The 17,388-nt window shown below is 60.5% G+C and carries 14 protein-coding genes; 4 read left to right on the top strand and 10 right to left on the bottom strand.

Annotated features, from left to right (window positions below):
* Positions 1-79 precede the first annotated feature (79 nt).
* Genes HCZ30_RS03340 through HCZ30_RS03315 form a run of 6 tightly spaced genes read right to left on the bottom strand, consistent with a single transcriptional unit; the run spans position 80 to position 7,727 of the window.
* On the bottom strand, positions 80-1,273 hold the full coding sequence (locus tag HCZ30_RS03340; RefSeq protein WP_167636358.1) for a class I SAM-dependent RNA methyltransferase: 1,194 nt from the start codon (positions 1,271-1,273) through the stop codon (positions 80-82).
* Positions 1,274-1,315: 42 nt separating this feature from the next.
* Positions 1,316-3,136, bottom strand: a complete 1,821-nt coding sequence (locus HCZ30_RS03335; protein ID WP_167636357.1) for an ABC transporter ATP-binding protein — start codon at positions 3,134-3,136, stop codon at positions 1,316-1,318.
* A complete protein-coding gene (locus tag HCZ30_RS03330; RefSeq protein ID WP_167636356.1) occupies positions 3,133-4,965 on the bottom strand; it encodes an ATP-binding cassette domain-containing protein in 1,833 nt (610 codons plus the stop codon). Before HCZ30_RS03330 ends, HCZ30_RS03335 begins: the two co-directional genes overlap by 4 nt.
* 50 nt (positions 4,966-5,015) lie before the next feature.
* The gene (locus HCZ30_RS03325) at positions 5,016-6,155 is read right to left on the bottom strand and encodes a CCA tRNA nucleotidyltransferase (protein ID WP_167636355.1); all 1,140 of its coding nucleotides are present in this window, start codon (positions 6,153-6,155) and stop codon (positions 5,016-5,018) included.
* A complete protein-coding gene (locus HCZ30_RS03320) occupies positions 6,146-6,739 on the bottom strand; it encodes an NUDIX hydrolase (protein WP_167636354.1) in 594 nt (197 codons plus the stop codon). The genes HCZ30_RS03325 and HCZ30_RS03320 overlap by 10 nt, the downstream gene beginning before the upstream one ends.
* A complete protein-coding gene (locus HCZ30_RS03315) occupies positions 6,723-7,727 on the bottom strand; it encodes an Hsp33 family molecular chaperone HslO (RefSeq protein ID WP_167636353.1) in 1,005 nt (334 codons plus the stop codon). The genes HCZ30_RS03320 and HCZ30_RS03315 overlap by 17 nt, the downstream gene beginning before the upstream one ends.
* Before the next feature lie 77 nt (positions 7,728-7,804).
* Here HCZ30_RS03315 and HCZ30_RS03310 point away from each other — a divergent pair, with 77 nt between their 5' ends.
* Positions 7,805-8,245, top strand: coding sequence for an NUDIX domain-containing protein (locus tag HCZ30_RS03310; protein WP_167636352.1), 441 nt, complete (start codon positions 7,805-7,807; stop codon positions 8,243-8,245).
* Here the strand turns inward: HCZ30_RS03310 and HCZ30_RS03305 are convergent.
* Entirely contained in the window at positions 8,230-9,036 is an 807-nt protein-coding gene (locus HCZ30_RS03305) for a hypothetical protein (RefSeq protein WP_167636351.1), read from the bottom strand. The genes HCZ30_RS03310 and HCZ30_RS03305 overlap by 16 nt on opposite strands.
* Positions 9,037-9,165: 129 nt before the next feature.
* Here HCZ30_RS03305 and HCZ30_RS03300 point away from each other — a divergent pair, with 129 nt between their 5' ends.
* Together HCZ30_RS03300 and HCZ30_RS03295 are read left to right on the top strand one after the other, a co-directional pair.
* Entirely contained in the window at positions 9,166-10,398 is a 1,233-nt protein-coding gene (locus HCZ30_RS03300) for an argininosuccinate synthase (RefSeq protein ID WP_167636350.1), read from the top strand.
* Between the two features lie 72 nt (positions 10,399-10,470).
* Entirely contained in the window at positions 10,471-10,755 is a 285-nt protein-coding gene (locus tag HCZ30_RS03295; RefSeq protein WP_167636349.1) for an SCP2 sterol-binding domain-containing protein, read from the top strand.
* A 134-nt stretch (positions 10,756-10,889) separates the two neighbouring features.
* Here the strand turns inward: HCZ30_RS03295 and HCZ30_RS03290 are convergent, their stop codons facing one another.
* Positions 10,890-11,756, bottom strand: a complete 867-nt coding sequence (locus tag HCZ30_RS03290) for a ribokinase (protein ID WP_167636348.1) — start codon at positions 11,754-11,756, stop codon at positions 10,890-10,892.
* Positions 11,757-11,768: 12 nt separating this feature from the next.
* Entirely contained in the window at positions 11,769-14,024 is a 2,256-nt protein-coding gene (locus HCZ30_RS03285) for an NADP-dependent malic enzyme (RefSeq protein ID WP_167636347.1), read from the bottom strand.
* 128 nt (positions 14,025-14,152) lie between these two features.
* On the opposite strand from HCZ30_RS03285, the gene mutS reads away from it, so the two are divergent.
* Positions 14,153-16,771, top strand: a complete 2,619-nt coding sequence (gene mutS / locus HCZ30_RS03280; RefSeq protein WP_246212580.1) for a DNA mismatch repair protein MutS — start codon at positions 14,153-14,155, stop codon at positions 16,769-16,771.
* Between the two features lie 66 nt (positions 16,772-16,837).
* Here mutS and HCZ30_RS03275 read toward each other — a convergent pair whose 3' ends face one another.
* Positions 16,838-17,386 (bottom strand): nucleotide exchange factor GrpE, encoded by a 549-nt coding sequence (locus HCZ30_RS03275; RefSeq protein ID WP_167636346.1) that lies wholly within the window; start codon positions 17,384-17,386, stop codon positions 16,838-16,840.
* Between the last annotated feature and the right edge of the window lie 2 nt (positions 17,387-17,388).

Below are 17,388 nucleotides of genomic sequence, written 5' to 3'. Positions count from 1 at the left end.
TCACTGCCTCGCCTTGATGGCTTTTATTGGAGCCACCGTACAAGAAAAGCGTGTTCTGTTCTACCTGTTCGATAGGTCATCACTGACGAGTGAACGCACAGACGACCTCCGTATGTGGAGACCATCTGAACTGATCGACAACGGTCACAGCACCCATCTCGAAGCCAGCGTCGATGAGTGTGCGGGCATCACGGGCGAAGGTCACGGGATTGCAGGACACCATCGCCACGATCTTCAGCTTCGACGAGGCAATCTCTGCGATCTGCGCTTCGGCACCTGCGCGCGGCGGGTCGATGACGGCAGCGTCGAATTTGTCGAGCTCATCGGGCAGCATCGGACGGCGGAACAGGTCGCGCGTTTCGGTCGTCACCAGCTTGAGGCCGCGGGTATCGCGCCAACCGCGATCCAGTGCGTCCATCATCACCTTCTCGCCTTCGACGGCGTGGACTTCGGCATTGCGGGCCAGCGGCAGGCTAAATGTTCCCGACCCTGCGAATAGGTCGATGACCTTGGCAGCCTTACCGACGATCTGTTTCACGGCGGACTGGAGGGCGTTTTCCCCCTGCACCGTCGCCTGCAAGAACGCTCCGGGAGGTGGCAGGACACGAATGCCGTCGAATGACTGCACAGGAACGTTGATGGTCACCACGGGCTCGTCACGCCACACCAGACGGGCAATGCTATGCGCATTCGCCCAATCCGCCAGTTCGATGCGCAGCTCCTCGGTCAGTTCTTTATCAGCCTCGACACGAATATCGGGACCGCTGGAGCTTTCCGTGACCGTCATCGCGACTTCGCCTTTGCGGCTGCCGGCAATCTTGGTCAACTCGTTCAGCGCTGGCAGAGTCGCCTTCAGCGCGGGCGAAATCAGCTGGCAGTCGGGGATTTCGACGATGGTGTCAGAGGCGCGCGCATGAAAGCCCACTAGCGCGGCTTTCTTCGTGCGGCGACCGCTGAACTTCGCACGGCGGCGGGAGTTCGTGGGCGATGTATCTACACCCTGTATATGCGCATCAATTCCGTGCGCTGCCAATGACTTAGCCACATTCGAGGCTTTCCAGTCGGCCACGAAGCTATCCGAGGCGTGCTGCATCGCACAGCCGCCGCAGGCTTTGAAATGACGGCAAGGCGGGCTGACGCGGGCGGCGGACGGCTCGATGACGCGGGCGCCATCGTCGGTCAGCTCAATGGTTTCGCCAGGCAGAACGCGCGGGACGAGCGTGCCGTCTTCGGCGCGCCCCATACCAAGGTGTGTGATGCTTTCGATTTTCATGGGAGCGCTTTTACAGCGAAGCGTTGACCCGCGCCAGCGGCCCTAGTCGTCTGTACCGATAAAGCCGCCAGACTGCCGCGCCCAATACCGCGCGTAGATCCCGCCCTGCGCAAGCAAATCATCGTGGGTGCCGTCCTCCACGATCCGTCCGCCTTCCATCACGATGATCCGGTCCATCCGCGCGATTGTCGACAGACGGTGCGCGATGGCGAGGACGGTCTTGCCCTCCATAACCTGATCGAGGCTTTCCTGAATGGCAGCTTCCACCTCGGAATCGAGCGCGGATGTCGCCTCGTCCAACACGAGGATCGGCGCGTCTTTGAGTATCGTGCGCGCAATCGCGATCCGCTGACGCTGACCGCCAGACAGCTTTACGCCGCGCTCACCAAGGAACGCGTCATAGCCCGTGCGCCCCTTGGCGTCGCGAAGGTCGGGAATGAACGTATGCGCCTCGGCCTTGCGTGCGGCCTCCATCACCTCGGCGTCGGTGGCATCGGGCCGCCCGTAGCGGATGTTGTCCATCGCGGAGCGATTGAACATCGAAGTGTCCTGCGTGACCATCCCGATATGACGGCGCAGGCTGACTTGGGTGACGTTGGAAATGTTCTGCCCGTCGATCAGCACGCGGCCCTGTTCGGTGTCGTAAAGGCGCAACAGCAGCGACACGAGCGTCGACTTGCCTGCACCCGAGGCACCCACGATCCCGACCTTCTGGCTCGGTTGGATCGTGAGGGCGATGTCACGCACACCGCCGTTCCGCTCGCCGTAAGCAAAGGTCACATCGTCAAAATTGATCTCTCCACGCGGCACGACAAGCTCTGCCGCGTCGATGTCGTCGGTCAAGTCATGCGCAGGCGTGAGTGTTTTCATACCGTCCTCGGCCTCGCCCAGATGGCCATACATGCCCATCAGCGTGAAGCTAACCCACCCTGTCATGTGAGACAAACGCAGCGCAATCGCACCCGTCGCAGCGATATCGCCAGCCGTCGCACTGCCCAGCGTCCACATGTACACCGTGCCGCCGATCAGCATGATGGGCACCACACCGGCGATGGTCATAAGCGCAAGACGGAACGCCACCGCCACGCGCCCGAACTCCACCGCGCGGTTGCGGAATTCGTTCATCGCATCCAGCGCGACGGCGTCTTCGAAATCATCGTGGGCGAAGAGCTTCACGGTGCGGATATTGGTGAACGTATCCACGACCTGCCCCGTGATCGCCGCCCGTGCATTGGCCCGCGCTTTGGCCCGAAGGCGGACCCGCGGGATAAACCACGAGATCATCAGAACGTACGCCACGAACCACGCCAGCAGCCCAACCGCCATCCAGATATCGACGCCAAGCACGAGGATCAGCGCGCCCACGACTGACGCAATCGCAAAGCAGATCGTGTTCAGGAATTCGCTCGTTAGCTCGGTGACGGAGTTGGACACCTGCATCTGCTTCTGGGTCAGACGACCGGCGAAGTCTTCGTCAAAGAACCGCACCGAATGACCCATCGTCCAACGGTGCAAGCGCGACAGGATCTGCGGGCCGACGTTGGGCTGCACGATGATGCTGTTGGATAGCGCCGAAACGCCAAAGATGATTGGCCGCAGAACGATGTAGAACACGATGAACACGACGGCGAGCGGCCACTGGTCCTGCCAGAACCCCTCCGCCGTGCCCGAAGTCGCATCGAGCACCGCGCCCAGCAGATAAGCCGTTACAACTTCGAGCGAGCCGGCCAGCATACAAGCGATGGCCGCGATCGTCAGCGCGGGCCATGATCCGGACAAACACCACCAAATAAACGGCCAGAGCGTATTCGGCGGAGGCGTATCGACACGGCGGAACGGACGGATCAGATCAACCAGCTTCATGCGCTCTCTCCGATAAACCCGCCTGACTGGTGCTGCCACAAGCGCGCATAGATACCGCCCAGCGCCAGCAGTTCGTCGTGCGACCCGTCCTCCACCACGCGGCCTTGGTCCATCACGACAATGCGGTCCATCTGCGCAATCGTCGAAAGGCGGTGCGCGATCGCGATGACCGTTTTGCCTTCCATGAGGCCGTAGAGGGTGTCCTGAATAGCGGCCTCAACCTCAGAATCGAGGGCGGAGGTTGCTTCGTCCAACAGCAGGATCGGCGCGTCCTTCAGCAGCACGCGCGCAATCGCGATACGCTGACGCTGGCCGCCGGACAATTTCACACCGCGCTCACCAACACGAGCGTCGTACCCCTTGTTGCCCTCCGCATCTTCCAGATCGAGGATGAAGTCATGCGCCTGCGCTTCCTTCGTGGCGCGGATCATGTCGTCTTCGGTCGCATCCGGACGGCCATAAAGGATGTTTTCGCGGACCGAGCGGTGCAGCAGCGAGTTGTCCTGCTGAACCATGCCGATGGTCTGACGGAGGCTGTCCTGAGACACCTCGGAAATACCCTGACCGTCGATCAGAATACGACCGCTCTCGGCGTCGTAAAAACGCAAAAGCAGCTTGAGTAGGGTCGATTTCCCTGCGCCCGAGCGCCCAACGAGGCCGACCTTCTCACCCGGTTTTACTACAAGGTCGATATTGTCGAGGCCGCCGGTTTTGCGTCCGTAATGGTGGCTCAGTCCTTGTAGAGTGATCTCACCCTTGCCCGCCACTAATGTCTGCGACGTCGGTTTATCGGTCAGCGTGATCGGCTGCGAAATGGTCATCATGCCCTCGCGCACAACGCCCAGTTCGCGGAAGAAACTGCTCGTGGCCCACATGATCCAACCGCTCATCGCATTGAGGCGCAGCGCCAGCGCGGTCGCCGCAGCGACGACACCGACCGAAGCCAGCGCACCGAACCAGAGGTACATGGCAAAACCGACCACGCCGACAATCAGCAGACCGTTCAGCACCATCAGGACGAGGTCCATGATCGTCAGCAGCCGCATCTCGCGGATAAAGGTCTGACGGGCGTCCTCGATAGCTTCTTGGGCGTAGTCGACTTCTTTTCCGTGATGCGCGAACAGTTTGACCGAGTGGATATTGGTGTAGCTGTCGACGACCCGCGCGGTCACGCGGCTGCGCGAATTGGAGGACGCCTCGGCCGCTGGGCCCGCCCGTTTCACGACCCACACCAGCAGCGCGATATAAGGGAACAACCAGAACGACAGCGGAATCAGCAACCGCGCATCCGCATCGGCGAGCAGGTAGGCGGCACCGATGACATAGGCGACGGCAAAGGTCATCGCGTCAAATGTCTGGAAAGCGACCTCGCCCGCAGCGGGCGGTGCCTGCATGATGCGGTTCGCGATCCGTCCGGCGAAGTCATTCTCGAACCAGCCAATCGACTGGCGCAGCACGTGGCGGTGCGCGCGGTAGCGGATCATCGTCGGAAAATTCACGAGGATCGTGTTGTTCAGCAGCGCGAACTGCGCGACGTAAACGATCGGGCGCAGGGTCAGGATGACGATCGCAACGATGATGAACTCGGCGGCGTGACTGCCCCAGACCTCGATCGGTTCGCCATCGAGCAGGTCGATCAGACGCCCCATGTAGGAAATCAGCCAGACCTCGAAAAACGCGATGCAAATGGACAGGAATCCTGTGATCGCGAAGACCCAACGGAATTCATACGCAAACGACCGCAGGAACGGCCAGAGCTTCTGCGGCGGATTATCGTTTTCTTGGTAATTGCTGTAGGGATCGACCAATCCCTCGAAAAATTTGAACACGGCGGCCTCTCGAATATTCCGCAACATAGCGCGGCGCCTCGTGAGGGGAATTAGTCACGTTCGCACAGTTCTGCCGCGGAGAGGAAGAAGCCCGATTTGATCCAACGCTCTTCAAGCTCGCGGAGGCGCTGGCCGAGGGCTGGGCCTTGGTATTCCGGCATGAGATCGGCAGCTGTTACGGGAAATACCTGGCGGGTCGCTTGCTTGATTTGGGCGAGTTCATCGGGATTGAGATGCTGACCCATCGACGCTTGCCGGACGAGGTAGGTGTCGACTGCCGTATCCTTGAAACGGTAGCCAAGTTCGTGGATATCAGTCTCTAATCCAGCTTGAATTGCCGCCAATTTCTTCGCTTCGGCATTCGACAGACGGAGCCGTTCAACTAGGTCTTCCCCGCCGATAACGGCCAAACGGCGCAGCCGGTTGGGCTGAATGCCGTCCTCCAGATGCACCAGCACGGCCAGAGACTGAGCCGTCGCCCCCGGCAGGATCGCATTGAGCGCGCCGCAGCTTTGCATTGCTGCAAGCGCGGGCGCGGGATCAGGGGCGCTGAGCAGTTTTTTCATCTCCGCGCCGATACGCTCTGCCGAAAGAGCCTCCAGCCCATCGATATTTTCGGCGCAGGCGGCAAGGCCGTCGGCATCAATCCCGATTTCAGGATCGCCGTACCACGCGGTAAACCGGAAGAACCGGAGGATGCGGAGGTAGTCCTCACGAATGCGCTGGTCCGCATCGCCGATAAACCGGACGTGCCGCGCCTCAAGATCAGCGATGCCACCAACAGGGTCGACAATGGTCCCATCAGGCGCGGCGTATAGCGCGTTCATCGTGAAGTCGCGCCGCTTTGCATCGTCCTCGATATTGTCGGCAAAGGCCACGACCGCGTGCCGCCCATCGGTTTCGACGTCTTGGCGGAAGGTGGTGATCTCATAAGGCTCGCCGCCCGAAATCACCGTGATGGTGCCATGGTCAATACCGGTCGGAATGGCTTTCAAACCGGCCTTTTTTGCCAGCGTTAGTGTCTGTTCAGGCAGCGCACTTGTGCAAACGTCAAGGTCGGAGACAGGCGCACCGATCAGCGCATTCCGCACGCAGCCCCCCACGAAAAACGCCTGATAACCCGCATCCGTCAGCATGCGGCAAACCGCTTGGGAGCGTTCGGAAGTGAGCCAGTCAGCCGTTATGCGCATAGTCGTTCTGCGAGCCCCCTCAGCATACGCGCCGTGGCGCCCCAGATATAATAAGGGCCATACGGGACGACGTAAAATGACCGTCTGGTGCCCTGCCAACGGCGGCTTTCGATGCGATAATTGGCGGGGTCGGCTATGTGGTCGAAGGGGACTCGGAACACCTCATCGACCTCACCAGCTTCGGGGATCGGGTGAAATTCGCCCTTGATCAGTGCCAGAACCGGAGTGGCAAGGAACGCCGTCACCGTCTCGTGTGGAGGCAAAAGGCCAAGGATTTCAACTTGGTCAGAGTTCAGGCCAACCTCTTCTTGGGCCTCGCGAAGTCCCGCCTCAATCAACGTCTCGCCCGCTTCGACCTTTCCGCCGGGAAATGCGATCTGTCCGGGGTGGTGCTTCAGACGGGCGGAGCGCTTCGTCAGCACCAGTTGGCCAGACTCGTCGAACGCCACAAGAACGGCAGCGGGGCGGAGTTGGCGCTGTTGGGGAAGTTCCAGGTTCGGATTCAGGTCGAAATCCGAAGAGTCGCCGCCCTGAACATTCAGGGCAGCGCGCAATCTTTCATGCGGATCAAGCGTCGGAGTCATCCGGCTTTTCCGTGGCTTCGAAGCCGAGCGTTTTCGGGTCGAACTCGTAATGAGCGCCGCAGAACTGGCAATCGGCGGTTACGATGCCTTCGTCGGTGGTCATGTGCGCGATGTCCTTGGCCGAGTAGATCGACAGGCTTTCGCGGACGCGATCGGACGAGCACGAGCACCCAAATTTCACCGTCTGCGGATCATACACGCGAGGTTGTTCTTCGTGGAACAAACGGACGAGCAGCTCGGTCGGCTGAACGGTCGGCCCGATCAGTTCGAGGTCATCGACCGAGTCCAGCAGCACGTTCGCGCGGTTCCAGTTGTCGCCTTCATCCTCGTCTAGGATATCGTTCGCGGTCAGCAGACCTTCTTCGCCGCTGCCACCTTCGGAGGCCACGAACGGGGACGCTTTGGGCATGTGCTGGAGCATCACGCCGCCCGCACGCCAGCCCTCGGCACCGCCGCGCATCTGCGACTTGCCGAACGACAGCTCGAAACGGGTCGGCAGCTGTTCGGACTGTGCAAAGTAGGTCTCTGCACAAGAGGTCAGCGAGCCACCCGAGATCGGGGTGATGCCCTGATAAGGGGTCGTGCCCTGACCTTGGTCGATCAGAATGGCAAAGTAGCCACGACCGATCTGGTCGAACGCAGGTGCGTTCGGGTCCAGCTTTTCCTTGTCGAACGACGCATAGGCGCGGATACGGGCCAGCTCACCCTCTTTCTGGGGAGCATAGTAGTCAGTCGCGATAATGCGTGCGCCACCATCACCGCGCACCTGAAGCGACAGCTTCCAGCGCAGTTTCATGGTCTGACCGATCAGCGCGGTCAGCAACGCCATCTCGGCCACCAGCGCCTCGATCTGCGCAGGGTAATCGTGCTGGCTCAGAATTTGGTCGAGCACTCCGTCAAGACGCGCGACGCGGCCGCGAACGTCCGAGCGATCGAGTTGAAACGGAAGGACGGTATCGTCCCAGGCGATTTGACTGCCGAGGGTCATGGGCTTTCCTTGATGTGCGGAAGTTGGCATACCGCTTCCATATAGGCACATCAAGCGCGGGTCCAAGGGGGTAGGTGGTGATCAGACGATTTGGCGAGGCTGTCAGGGCCGATCAACGCTACCGTAGCCGCCCCGGCGCATACGTGATCCTCGAACGGGACGGACGTTTTCTGCTGACATTTCAGGAAGCGCCGGAGCCCGAATTCCAGCTTCCGGGCGGCGGCATTGATCCGGGCGAACATCCGGTCCCTGCCCTTCACCGCGAGGTTTACGAGGAGACCGGCTACACGATGGGCGCACCGCGCAAGCTGGGCGTGTTCAAGCGGTACTGCTACCTGCCCGACTACGGCTATTGGGCAGAGAAGGTCTGCCACATCTACACCGCCCGCCCGATCCAGCGACTGGGGCCGCCGCTAGAAAAAGGTCATACAGCGGTGTGGGTTACACTCGAAGAAGCGCTCGTCCTACTGACCAACGAGGGCGATAACTGGTTTGTCGCCAATTACTTCGGCAACTGACGTCCTTCGACGATGATACCGTAGAGCGTGGTCAGGATGCTGATGCCGACCAGCGTCATGATCCACGTGCCGAGCATCGACAGGCCCTCTGCAACGATGGGCATGTAGACACCAATCATCGTGCGAACCGCTTCGATGACGGTGTTGATCAGCGCGATAAAGAGCGCCGCTTGGAAAATCGCGCCAGACATGTCCGACGTCATGCGCCAGCTTTCGGCGATACCCATCTTTTCACCGATGGCGCGCGCCGGAAGGCAGATCGACAAACGGAAAACGAGGAAGCTAACGCCGATGCCGAAGATGAATGCGTAGAGGAACAGGCCGAATGTGAAGCCGAGCAGCGGCAACAGGATAAGGCTCAGCAATCCGATCGCCAGCATAATGATGAGCCCGATCAACAGGGACTTTCCTGCGTAGGCTGTTACGGTTCCGAAGTTGAACGACGGCACGACGCCGAGTTTTTCGTCGACAAGGATATAGCGGTGCCACGACACGGCCATCCAGCTTGCCATCAAGAGGTATAGAATGATGGAGATGGGAACGAGCATCGCAACCGACTGCACCTGCACATCCGAAAGGCCGCTTGTCGGATCAACAGCAGATGCGTCACCTGAAAGCGTTTCCAGAACGGCACCGTCGGTAAACAGTGCGCCGAAATCCACGCCGAGCGCCAAGCCAATCACATAGGCCAGAACCAACCCGATCACGACCGGTGCGAGAGTGACGCGCAGCGCGGCTCCGAGGTTCATGACGACCATGCGAAGCGAGTGTTTGACGATGTCCCAGCCCATAATTTGACCCTTTGAATGAAATACAGAGTTTAGATCGCAATCTCTTTCCGTTCGGTCAATGGCGTTCCCTTGCTTGCGGTCGCAAAAACCTATATCGCGCTGGCGATACGTGAATTTGGAGGCCTGCCGATGTCCGCGCCCAAGAAAGTCGTCCTCGCCTATTCTGGCGGTCTTGATACCTCGATCATCCTGAAGTGGCTGCAAACGGAGTACGGCTGCGAAGTCGTGACCTTCACTGCCGACCTCGGTCAGGGCGAAGAGCTGGAGCCGGCCCGTGCCAAGGCAGAACTGCTCGGTATCAAGTCCGAAAACATCTACATCGAAGACGTCCGCGAAGAGTTCGTGCGTGACTTCGTCTTCCCGATGTTCCGCGCCAACACGCTTTACGAAGGTCTCTACCTTCTGGGCACCTCGATTGCCCGCCCGCTGATCTCCAAGCGCCTTGTCGAGATCGCGAAAGAAACCGGTGCGGACGCTGTGGCTCACGGCGCGACCGGCAAAGGCAACGACCAGGTTCGTTTCGAACTGTCCGCCTACGCGCTGAACCCCGAAATTCAGGTGATCGCGCCGTGGCGTGAGTGGGACCTGACCTCGCGCACCAAGCTGATCGAGTTCGCCGAAGCGCACCAGATTCCGATCGCCAAAGACAAGCGCGGCGAGGCACCGTTCTCGGTCGACGCCAACCTGCTGCACACCTCGTCCGAAGGTAAAGCACTGGAAGATCCGGCTGCGGAAGCACCGGAATACGTCTACCAGCGCACTGTTTCGCCGGAAGAAGCCCCGAACGAGCCCGAATTCATCGAAGTGACCTTCGAAAAGGGTGACGCGGTTGCCATCAACGGCGAAGCAATGTCGCCGGCGACAATCCTGACCAAGCTCAACGAACTCGGCGGCAAGCATGGTATCGGTCGCCTCGACTTCGTCGAGAACCGTTTCGTCGGTATGAAGTCGCGCGGCATCTATGAAACGCCGGGTGGCACCGTTCTGCTCGAAGCTCACCGCGGTATCGAACAGATCACCCTCGACGCCGGCGCTGGCCACCTCAAGGACAGCATCATGCCGCGCTATGCGGAACTGATCTACAACGGCTTCTGGTTCTCGCCGGAACGCGAGATGCTGCAAGCCCTGATCGACAAGTCGCAGGAAAACGTCACCGGCACCGTTCGTCTGAAGCTCTACAAGGGTTCGGCAACCACCGTTGGCCGCTGGTCTGACTACTCGCTGTATTCTGAAAAGCACGTCACTTTCGAAGAAGATGCTGGTGCTTACGATCAGAAGGACGCCGCTGGCTTCATCCGCCTGAACGCCCTGCGCCTCAAACTGATCGCGACCCGTAACCGCCGCGTCGCCGAAAAAGGCTGACGCAGCGTTTCGATTGATTGAGAATGGGCCGTCCCCTAGCCGTTGACGTTAACGGCAATCAGGAGACGGCCCATGACTTTTGAAGACAACGTTGCGATCATTCGCAAAGGCACCGAGCGCACGTCGCTCAGCGATACGCTAAAGTTCGACTGCGGTGATGACGGCTGTATCGTACTCGGACCGGAGGGCGTTGCGACCACCGACGCTCCCGCCGACTGCACCATTCGCATTTCCACCGAGAACCTGTCGAAATTGCTTCACGGGAAGCTGAACCCCATGACCGGCGTCATGATGGGCAAGCTCAAGGTGTCGGGCAATCCGGCAGTGGCGATGAAGCTTGGCCAGCTGATTTCATAGTCTCTATGAAATCAATGGGTTAGCAGGATGTCGGAAATTCTGACTCAGCTGATGACCAACGACACCGACTATCGGACAAAACAAAGCCCGCTCGCGCGGGCTTTTAACATAATCTTGCTGCGTATTTTGCTGGTTTAGAGCCGCATTTCCTGCACTTCGGCCAGATCAGGGATGACGTCGGCGGTGCCCTTCCGCGTCACCATCAGAGCCGCCGCGCGGGTCGCTTGACCGATCGCCTGCCCGATCGGCATTCCGCGATCCAGACCAGCCAATACGTATCCGGTGAACGTGTCGCCAGCACCCGTCGTATCGACCGGCGTGACAGGCAGCGCATCGAACTGGGTCCGCTTGCCGTCTTCGACCAGCAGCGCACCCTTCCCGCCCATCGTCACGATGACGGACTCCACGCCGAGCTCTTCGGGCTCCTTGCCCAGCGCATCGCGCAGCTGCTGCATCTCGATCTCGTTCAGAATGAGGAAGTCGAGCAGCGGCAGCACCTTCGCCACGGCATCGGCACTGAACGGCGCGGCGGCGTAGGCGATGTTCAGCCCCATACGCTTGCCGAGTTCCAGCGCTTCAAGCTGTGCGTTGGTTTCATTCTGCGTAACTACCCAGTCGCCGACCTGCGCTTCGGAAAGTGCATTCGCCACGAGGTCCATCGGAATTTCGATATTCGCGCCTTGATGCAGAATGATCGAGTTTTCGCCGTCTGCCGCGACGGCAATCACGGCCTCTGCCGGATCGGCATCAATGCGGCGGATCGCGCGGGTGTCCACGCCGTATTCGGTCAGTCGCTCGACGGTCCAACCAGCACCATGCCCCACCGCACCGATGTGGCGAGCCGTACCACCCGCCCGTGCGATGGCGACAGACATGTTCGCGCCCTTCCCGCCAAGAAACACCTGCCGTCCTGTCGACGGCAGGGTTTCACCCGGAGCAACGATGTGCGGCACAAAGTAAACGATGTCGCTGTTGATCGACCCGAGATTCCATACCGCCATTGTTCGCTCCGTTTATTTGACCTTACAGGCCGCCATTACTGCCATGTTCAGGATGTCGTTGACAGTCGATACCGTCGAACAGATCTGAATTGGCTTGTCCACACCAGACAAAATCGGGCCGATCACGGTTGCGCCAGCCATTTCCTGCATGAGCTTCACCGAGATCGAGGCCGAGTGACGGGCCGGAACGACGAGCACGTTTGCAGGCCCCGTCAGGCGGCTGAACGGATAATGCTCTGCCGATTTGGGGTTCAGTGCGACGTCGACGGTCATCTCGCCTTCGTACTCGAAGTCCACGCCGCGCGCGTCGAGGATCTTGGGCGCGATGTGCATCTTCTCGGCACGTTCGGACACAGGATAGCCGAAAGTCGAGAACGAGACGAAGGCAACGCGCGGCTCAAGGCCGAGGTCGCGGGCGACTTCAGCGCCGCGCTCTGCGATGTCCGCGAGGTCCAACTCGTCCGGCCATTCATGAACCAGCGTATCGGCGATGAGGACGATGCGGCCCTTGTTCAGCACGGCAGAGATACCGACCGCACCCGTTTTCGGCTGCGCATCGAAGACGTGGTTGATCAGCTCCAGAACGTGTGCCGATTTGCGCGTCGCACCGGTAACCAGACAGTCGCCGTGACCATGCGCCACCATCAGCGCACCAAAGACGTGACGGTCGCGGGCCGCGAGGCGGTGAATGTCCTGACGGTCATGACCTTTGCGCTGTAGGCGGTTGTACAGGAATTCCTTATAGGTGTTCAGATGCGCTGTGTTGCGCGCGTTGACCACTTCGATTTCCGAAACCGCGTCGGCCATACCTTCCGCGATCAGCAGGTCTTCGACTTCTTTTTCGCGGCCGATAACGAGCGCTTTGCCGAGGCCATTGCGCTGGTATTGGACCGCAGCGCGTAGAACGCGGGGATCGTCGCCCTCGGCAAACACGATGGTTGCTTGGGCCGCACGAGCGCGGGCATTGATGTTACGCAGGATGTTCGCGGTCGGGTCCATGCGGGACTTCAGCGACAGCTCGTAGCCTTCCATATCCACAATTGGACGGCGGGCTACGCCAGTGTCCATGCCAGCACGCGCCACAGCGGGCGGGATGCGGTGGATCAGGCGGGGGTCGAATGGGGTCGGGATGATGTAATCACGGCCAAAGGACAGCTTGCGGCCATAGGCCAGCGCGACTTCGTCCGGCACGTCCTCACGCGCAAGTTCGGCAAGCGCGTTTGCGCAGGCGATCTTCATCTCGTCATTGATCGCACGAGCGTGGATGTCGAGCGCGCCGCGGAACAGATACGGGAAACCGAGTACGTTGTTCACCTGGTTCGGATAGTCCGAACGACCCGTGGCAACGATGGCGTCCTCGCGAACCTGATGCGCTTCTTCGGGAGTGATCTCGGGATCGGGGTTCGCCATTGCGAAAATAACGGGGTTCGGCGCCATCGAGGCGACCATCTCCTGCGTGACCGCACCCTTGGCCGACACACCGAGGAACACGTCCGCATCCTTCATCGCATCAGCGAGGCTACGTGCGTCGGTGACAGCGGCGTGAGCCGACTTCCACTGGTTCATGCCCTCGGTACGGCCCTGATAGATCACGCCTTTGGTGTCGCACATGATGCAGTTGTCCTGCTTCGCGCCCATCGCTTTGACCAGTTCGAGGCACGCGATACCGGCAGCGCCCGCGCCATTGAGGACGATTTTGCAGTCCTCGATCTTCTTGCCCGACAGATGCAGCGCGTTAATCAGACCCGCTGCGCAGATCACGGCGGTGCCGTGCTGGTCGTCGTGGAAGACGGGAATATCCATTTCTTCCTTGAGGCGCTGCTCGATGATGAAACACTCGGGCGCCTTGATATCTTCGAGGTTAATGCCGCCGAATGACGGCCCCATGAGGCGCACGGCGCGGCAGAATTCATCGGGATCTTCGGTATCGAGCTCGAGGTCGATGGAGTTCACGTCGGCGAACCGCTTGAATAGCACCGACTTGCCCTCCATCACCGGCTTGGAGGCCAGCGCACCAAGGTTACCGAGGCCAAGAACAGCCGTACCGTTCGAGATCACCGCAACAAGGTTACCCTTGTTCGTGTAGTCGTAAGCGGTTTCGGGATCGGCGTGGATTTCCTCGCACGGGATCGCAACACCGGGGGAATACGCAAGCGACAGGTCGCGCTGCGTCATCATTGGCACGGTGGCCGAGACCTCCCACTTGCCCGGGGCCGGATCCATGTGAAACGTCAGCGCATCTTCTCGCGTGACACGTGCCTTGGTCATAATTCTTCCTCCGTTAGCGCCCGTCAGGATTACAGCCCCTTGACCCTCAGCCGCAACGGCGTTGTTTTCTACTTTCGTCGCTAACATTGGCGCTTTAGGTAAGTTTCCGCACGAGCAGAGGAACAGATATGAGCAACGTGACGCCAATGATGGCGCAATACCTCGAAATCAAGGAAGCCCACCCCGGCGCGCTGCTGTTCTATCGCATGGGCGATTTCTACGAGATGTTCTTTGATGATGCGGTTGCCGCGTCCGAAGCGCTCGACATCGCGCTGACTAAACGTGGCAAGCTGAACGATCAGGACATCCCGATGTGCGGCGTCCCCGTGCACGCCGCTGAAGGCTATCTGCTCACGCTGATCCGCAAAGGTTTCCGCGTTGGGGTCTGCGAACAACTCGAAGATCCCGCCGAAGCGAAAAAGCGCGGCTACAAGGCCGTAGTAAAGCGCGACGTCGTGCGTCTTGTCACACCCGGCACGCTGACAGAGGACTCGCTGCTCGACGCGCGCCGTCACAACTTCCTTGCTGCATTTGCCGAGGTCCGCGACGAAAGCGCGCTGGCGTGGGTCGATATCTCGACAGGTGCGTTCAACGTGATGACATGCGCCACCAACCGCCTGTCCCCCGAACTGGCGCGCCTCACCCCGCGCGAGGTGTTGCTCGCCGACGGCTCCGAAATGGAGAAAGTCGTCCGCGAAGCCGGCGCCGCCGTCACCGACCTCGGGCGGAGCGCGTTTGACAGCACACTGGGTGAAAAGCGCCTGTGTAGTCTCTATGATGTGGCCTCGCTCGATGCTTTCGGCAGCTTTACCCGCGCCCAGATCTCCGCCATGGCAGCCATCGTCGAGTATCTGGAGATCACGCAGAAGGGTAACTTGCCCCTTCTCCGCACGCCCGTCGTCGAAGGCGAAACAGCCAACATGCAAATCGATGCCGCGACCCGCCGGTCGTTGGAGCTGACCCACGGGACCACCGGCGGCCGCGCCGGTTCGCTGCTGGCAACCATCGACCGGACGCTCACGGCTGCTGGCGCACGTCTGCTGGAACGGCGGCTGTCTTCGCCGTCCCGCCACCTCGAAACCATCATGGTGCGCCAGGACGCCATCACCTTCCTGACCGAAGACAGCAAATTGCGCGGCACCCTTCGCGATTGCTTCCGCAGCGTCCACGACGTCGACCGCGCCCTGTCTCGCCTCGCACTGGATCGCGGGGGCCCGCGCGATGTCGCAGCGGTTCGCAACACCCTGACCCAAGCCGAGCAGGTTGCAGCCTACCTGAACGACGACATGCCCGCGCTGCTCGCCCAATCCGCAGCCGATCTGACCGGCCATAATGAACTGCTGGACCTTCTGGACCAAGCGCTCGTCGCCGAACCGCCGATGCTCGCCCGCGACGGGGGCTTCATCGCACCTGGTTATGATGCCGAGCTCGACGAGGCTCGCGAGCTCCGCGACGAAGGCCGCGGCGTAATCGCTCGGATGCAGCAGCAATACGCGGAGTTGTCTGGCGTCAATTCGCTGAAGATCAAGCATAACAACGTCCTTGGCTACTTCATCGAGACCCCCGCCACACACGCGGAAAAGATGATGACTCCACCCCTGAATGAGACCTTCATCCACCGCCAGACGACCGCCAATCAGGTGCGCTTCACGACTGTCGAACTCAGCGACATCGAAACCCGTATTCTGAATGCCGGTGGGCGCGCGTTGGAGATCGAAAAGCGGCTCTTTTCCAGCCTAAGAAGCCAAGTCATCGGCCAAGCCGGTCGCCTCTCCGCCATGGCCCGCGCGCTGGCCGAACTCGACGTCTGCTGCGGCCTCTCCGACCTTGCCCGCGCTGAAAACTGGGTGCGCCCCGTGATCGACAGCTCCCGCGCGTTCGAGCTCAAAGGCGGCCGCCATCCCGTCGTGGAACAGGCTTTGAAAAAGGACGGCGAGACGTTCGTCGCCAACGATTGCGAGCTGACCGACACAAACATCTGGCTGCTCACCGGCCCGAACATGGCTGGTAAATCGACCTTCCTTCGCCAGAACGCGCTAATCGCTGTCCTCGCTCAGATGGGCGCTTGGGTTCCTGCACAGTCCGCCCATATCGGCCTTGTCAGCCAGATATTCAGCCGCGTCGGCGCGTCCGACGACCTCGCCCGCGGCCGCTCGACCTTCATGGTCGAAATGGTGGAAACCGCCGCGATCCTGAACCAGGCTGACGATCGTGCACTTGTGATCCTCGACGAAATAGGTCGAGGCACTGCGACCTATGACGGCCTCTCCATCGCGTGGGCCACCCTTGAACACCTGCACGACGTGAACCGCTGCCGCGCGCTCTTCGCAACCCACTATCACGAGATGTGCCAGCTCGCCGATAAGCTCGACGGCGTCGCCAATGCCACCGTTGCGGTCCGCGAATGGGAAGGCGATGTGATCTTCCTTCACGAAGTTAGAAAAGGCACCGCCGACCGCAGCTACGGTGTCCAAGTCGCCCGCCTCGCCGGACTGCCGCCTGCCGTTGTCGAGCGCGCGAAAGTCGTCCTCGAAGCACTGGAAAAAGGTGACCGTGAGGGCGGCGGCAAACAGAAGGCGATCATAGACGACCTGCCGCTCTTCGCCGCTGTCGCCGCGCCGCCCGCTCCGCAAACCAAGATCGAGCCGTCAAAGATCGATGCCAAACTCAAAGACATCTTTCCCGACGATCTCAGCCCGCGAGAGGCGCTTGCCCTACTCTACGAACTGAAAGAGCTGGCACGATAACGCGCCAGCCCTCTTCATTCTGATAAAAATACCTCGGGGGTTCGGGGGCAGCGCCCCCGAGCGACCTCAAGAAGCAGGCATCGACGACACGCCAACCTGCGCCGGACGCAGCAGACGGTCGTGCAGGAAGAAGCCGTGGCCTGAGACCTGAATGATCTCGCCCGCTTTCGTACCAGGAACCGGAGCTTCGAACATCGCTTCGTGCTGTTGCGGATCGAAACGATCGCCAACTTCCGGTGCGATGCGGCTGATACCGTGCTTTTCGAACACGTTGATCAGGGCACGCATGGTCAGTTCGATACCTTCGATCAGCGCGGCCTGCGCTTCACGCTGGTCTTCGGAAATCGCTTCGATGGCGCGCTGCATGTTGTCGTAGACCGGCAGCAGATCGCGGGCTAGCTTGGAGCCGCCGTACTGTTCTGCTTCACGGCGGTCACGTTCACCACGCTTGCGGGCGTTCTCGGCATCCGCAACGGCACGCATGAAACGGTCCTTGAATTCATCACGCTCTGCGGTCAGGGCAGCGATCGTTTCGGCATTCGCTTCATTGGCTTCCTGCTCGAATTCGTCGCCTTCTGCTGCCAGTTCATCGAGGCTTTTCGGTTCTTCGCTCATTC

This window comes from Marivivens donghaensis, assembly GCF_011806565.1.
Taxonomy (GTDB): Bacteria; Pseudomonadota; Alphaproteobacteria; order Rhodobacterales; family Rhodobacteraceae; genus Marivivens; species Marivivens donghaensis_A.
Note: the sequence above shows the minus strand (reverse complement) of the source record. Positions and strands in the feature narration are given on the sequence as shown.